Origin of the sequence: Campylobacter sp. CNRCH_2013_0855 (assembly GCF_025773025.1) — a bacterium.
GTDB classification, from domain to species: domain Bacteria; phylum Campylobacterota; class Campylobacteria; order Campylobacterales; family Campylobacteraceae; genus Campylobacter_D; species Campylobacter_D jejuni_C.
On sequence record NZ_JAKMTE010000024.1, the window covers coordinates 1 to 5,000 of the forward strand.

Annotated in this window: 2 tRNA genes and 3 rRNA genes (1 of these 5 running past the window's edge); all 5 read right to left on the reverse strand. The window is 39.1% G+C overall.

The window, feature by feature from the left end:
* Positions 1-748 precede the first annotated feature (748 nt).
* Positions 749-865, reverse strand: a 5S ribosomal RNA gene (rrf, locus tag L8X40_RS08065).
* Positions 866-1,159: 294 nt separating this feature from the next.
* Positions 1,160-4,067, reverse strand: a 23S ribosomal RNA gene (locus L8X40_RS08070).
* Positions 4,068-4,526: 459 nt separating this feature from the next.
* Positions 4,527-4,603: transfer RNA gene (locus L8X40_RS08075), tRNA-Ile, on the reverse strand.
* Positions 4,604-4,611: 8 nt separating this feature from the next.
* A tRNA-Ala gene (locus tag L8X40_RS08080) sits at positions 4,612-4,687 on the reverse strand.
* Positions 4,688-4,782: 95 nt separating this feature from the next.
* Positions 4,783-5,000, reverse strand: a 16S ribosomal RNA gene (locus L8X40_RS08085); it runs 1,296 nt beyond the window's last position.
* Together the 16S, 23S and 5S rRNA genes with 2 tRNA genes alongside form the textbook arrangement of a ribosomal RNA operon.

Sequence of the window (5,000 nt, forward strand, 5' to 3'; positions counted from 1 at the left end):
ACTAAAAAAATAAAAAACCTAATTTATCAGATTAATAAAAAAGTAAAACATAAGCAATAAAAACTAAAAAAACCAAATTTATCAAACTCACCATAAACATTTTAAAGCTAAAACGACTAAATTCCCAAACAACCAATCCATCAAATAATCCATTAGAACAATTCAATAACCAATAACGCAAAACTAAGCCATAAGAAACAGCATATAAAACTAAATTTCATAAAACAACTAAAAACTAGAAATTAAAAAATTACCCACAACTAACAACCATAAAAAATAAAAACCATAGCAAAAAATTAAAAAATAAAGAATAAAAATAAATTAAAAAATAAAAAGGAATACAATTAAATAAAAACCACAATAAATAAAATAATAAACCCAAAAAACCATAAAATAAAATAGATTAAAAAATCATAAAAATTTAAAAAAATAAAAACAAACTACTACTAAAAAATTAGTAGCCACTCAAACTAAAACATCTAAAAAATAAAACAATCCAACTAAATAACTAAATTTTATAAAATAATAACAAACATCCTATCTAATCAGCACAAATTAATTAGAAATTTTCACAAGCTAACCAAACAACACATAAACTAAATTTTATAAACTAATAAAAAAATAAAGTAATTTAAAAGTTAAACCAATAAAAAATAAACCAATTTAACAACTAACAATAAGCATAAAAAGAATAAATTAATTTAAAGATTTATCTAAGTAGTAAGTAAGAATAATAAAAGAATTAACAAGTCCGCAATGAGCTACTTTCCCCCTGCCAGTAAGGCGTAGTATCATCACCCACGATGTGCTTAGCTTCTTGGTTCGGGATGGAGCAAGGCGTCTCCACATCTGTATAATCACGGACATTGTTATTTAAATATTCTATTTAATATAACAAATAAAAACAATCAATAAGATCTAGATATAAAAATCATTTTTATTTTAGTTTTTATCTTATTCTTATATTTAGATGTTTTATTAAACTAAATACTTTATTGTTTTATTTTAGAATACTTAAAAAACAATGTTAAGAGCAAGTTCTAATATAAACTTTACTTATAAGATTTTATAAACTTAAGAATGTAATTTTTATATAAATATTTCATATAAAAACACCCAAAGCTTTATTAAAAACCTTAACAAGGAAGTGATGCTTAAATAAGATAAGCCAAACGCTCTATTAGTACTGGTCAGCTAAAGGACTTTCATCCATTACACACCCAGCCTATCAAACTAGTAGTCTTCTAGAGAGCTTAGAGAAGATTCATCTTAGAGTTGGCTTCACGCTTAGATGCTTTCAGCGTTTATCCGTTCCAAACTTAGCTACGCTGCGATGCTCTTGGCAGAACAACAGCTACACCAGTGGTTTGTTCAACCCGGTCCTCTCGTACTAGGGTCAAATCTCTTCAATCTTCTTACGCCCACGGCAGATAGGGACCGAACTGTCTCACGACGTTCTGAACCCAGCTCGCGTACCGCTTTAAATGGCGAACAGCCATACCCTTGGGACCTGCTCCAGCCCCAGGATGCGATGAGCCGACATCGAGGTGCCAAACCTCCCCGTCGATGTGAGCTCTTGGGGGAGATCAGCCTGTTATCCCCGGGGTACCTTTTATCCTTTGAGCGATGGCCCTTCCACACAGAACCACCGGATCACTAAGACCGACTTTCGTCTCTGCTTGACTTGTATGTCTTGCAGTTAAGCTGGCTTATACCTTTATACTCTACGAACGATTTCCAACCGTTCTGAGCCAACCTTTGTAAGCCTCCGTTATTATTTGGGAGGCGACCGCCCCAGTCAAACTACCCACCAGACATTGTCCCACTTGAGGATAACTCAAGCTGGTTAGCTACCCAAATAAGAAAGAGTGGTATCTCAACAACGGCTCATATACAACTGGCGTCATATACTCAAAGCCTCCCACCTATCCTGCACATTCTTATCCAAATAGCAGTGTCAAGCTGTAGTAAAGGTCCACGGGGTCTTTCCGTCTTGCCGCGGGTAGGAGGAATTTTCACCTCCACTACAATTTCACTGGATCCCTCTTTGAGACAGCTCCCATCTCGTTACGCCATTCATGCAGGTCGGTATTTAACCGACAAGGAATTTCGCTACCTTAGGACCGTTATAGTTACGGCCGCCGTTTACTCGGGCTTCGATCAAGAGCTTCGCTAATGCTAACCCCATCAATTAACCTTCGAGCACCGGGCAGGCGTCACACCCTATACATCCTCTTACGAGTTAGCAGAGTGCTGTGTTTTTGGTAAACAGTCGGGAGGGACTCTTTGTTGTAAGTTTCTTCGCTTTCGGAGTAAATCCTAATACGAAGCGAACCACACCTTATACCGAAGATACGGTGCTATTTTGCAGAGTTCCTTAAAGAGAGTTCTTCCACGCGCCTTAGAATACTCATCCCACCCACCTGTGTCGGTTTACGGTACGGGCAACATTAGCTAAACTTAGAAACTTTTCTTGGCTCGACGGCATCAGCAATTCTCCTCGCTGTCCGAAGACTTTGAAGAGCCTTTCAGTTCTCGGAGTATTGTTATACGGATTTGCCTATATAACCTCCTACGACCTTAGACTAGCACTTCCATCCGCTAGCTTGCTTAGCCCTAAGCGTCCTTCCATCGCACACTAATGTTGGTATTGGAATATTAACCAATTTGCCATCGTCTACCCCTTTCGGACTCGACTTAGGACCCGACTAACCCTACGATGACGAGCATCGCGTAGGAAACCTTGGGTTTACGGCGTTAATGATTCTCACATTAATTATCGCTACTCATGCCTGCATGCTCACTTCTATTCGCTCCAGCACTCCTTACCGGTATACCTTCGGCGCAAATAGAACGCTCTCCTACCACTTGATAAAATCAAGTCTACAGCTTCGGTACTTACTTTAGCCCCGTTATATTTTCCGCGCAAAATCACTAGACCAGTGAGCTATTACGCTTTCTTTAAAGGATGGCTGCTTCTAAGCCAACCTCCTGGTTGTTTAAGTAACTTCACATCGTTTTCCACTTAAGTAAGATTTAGGGACCTTAGCTGGTAGTCTGGGTTGTTTCCCTCTTGACGACGGATTTTATCACTCGCCGCCTGACTGCTGTGATTACATATAAGGTATTCGGAGTTTGATAGGGTTTGGTACATTGGTGTATGCCCTAGCCCATTCAGTGCTCTACCCCCTTATACTACGACACAACGCTATACCTAAATATATTTCGGAGAGAACCAGCTATCACGAAGTTTGATTGGCCTTTCACCCCTATCCACAAGTCATCCGGGGGCTTTTCAACGCCTATCGGTTCAGTCCTCCACTAGTTCTTACACTAGCTTCAACTTGCTCATGGATAGATCACTTCGTTTCGGGTCTGCAGCATCTGACTTAAGCGCCCTATTCAGACTCGCTTTCGCTACGGCTTCGCGTGTGCTTAACCTTGCCAGACACCACAACTCGCAGGCTCATTATGCAAAAGGCAGTCCATCACACTGTATTGCTACATAGTGCTCTGAATGATTGTAAGCAAATGGTTTCAGGTTCTATTTCACTCTGATCACCTCAGTTCTTTTCACCTTTCCCTCACGGTACTTGTGCACTATCGGTCTGGTAGTAGTATTTAGGGTTGGATCGTGGTCGACCCAGCTTCAGACAGGATTCCTCGTGTCCCGCCCTACTCAGGATACTGCTAGCTAAGGTTTGGTTTTCGTATACGGGACTATCACCCTCTATGGCTACACTTTCCAGAGTGTTCTACTAACCTCACCTATTGCACATTGCAGTCCTACAACCCCCAGTGCAAGCACTGGGTTTGCCCTCTTGCGCTTTCGCTCGCCGCTACTGACGCAATCTCTATTGATTTCTTTTCCTGTAGGTACTAAGATGTTTCAATTCCCTACGTTCGCTCCATTATGGTAGTATATATCTCTATATACTGGGTTGCCCCATTCGGAAATCTACGGATCAAAGCTTCTTGACAGCTCCCCGTAGCTTATCGCAGTCTAGTACGTCCTTCATCGCCTTTACCAGCCAAGGCATCCACCATTCGCTCTTAATAGCTTACCTTTTAAATTCATTCTAAAACGCATCACTTCCTTGTTAAAGTTTTTATGATAAGACTTTGCTATCTTAAGACGGAAAGCATTTAAACACTTAATAAAACTAAAAATATTAGTCTAACTAAGCTGTGAGTTTAAAACTTGTCTTTAACTAAAAGCTAAAGAAAAGATAGTTAGGTTTTATCCTTTAACAAGTCCTGTAAAATTGTTTTTATTAAAACTTGCTTGTGACTCTTAACAATGATAATTCAAATAACATTAAATAACTAATCTAATATATAAAATATTCTATTATTTATTTAGCTTAGGTCTTAAAACCTAAAGGAAGTATATATAAAGAGTTTAAATAATTTAAAAATATAAGCAATAAAGTATTTTATTTTACTTTATTTACTGCTTTATTGTTAGCTATATACTTGCTTTAAGTTTTAAAACTTTATTATATGATTGATAAACAAATCTTTTATGGTGGGCCTAACAAGACTTGAACTTGTGACCTCACCCTTATCAGGGGTGCACTCTAACCAGCTGAGCTATAGGCCCTTAATAAATGGTGGAGAATAGCGGGATCGAACCGCTGACCTCCTGCGTGCAAAGCAGGCGCTCTCCCAGCTGAGCTAATTCCCCAAAATTAGCTTTTCATCAATCTTTGAAATCTAAACAAGGATGATTGAGTCTATATATGAACTGATAGTTGTGAGACTTATCAGTTTGTACTCTAGAAAGGAGGTGATCCAACCGCAGGTTCTCCTACGGTTACCTTGTTACGACTTCACCCCAGTCGCTGATTCCACTGTGGACGGTAACTAGTTTAGTATTCCGGCTTCGAGTGAAATCAACTCCCATGGTGTGACGGGCGGTGAGTACAAGACCCGGGAACGTATTCACCGTAGCATGGCTGATCTACGATTACTAGCGATTCCGGCTTCATGCTCTCGAG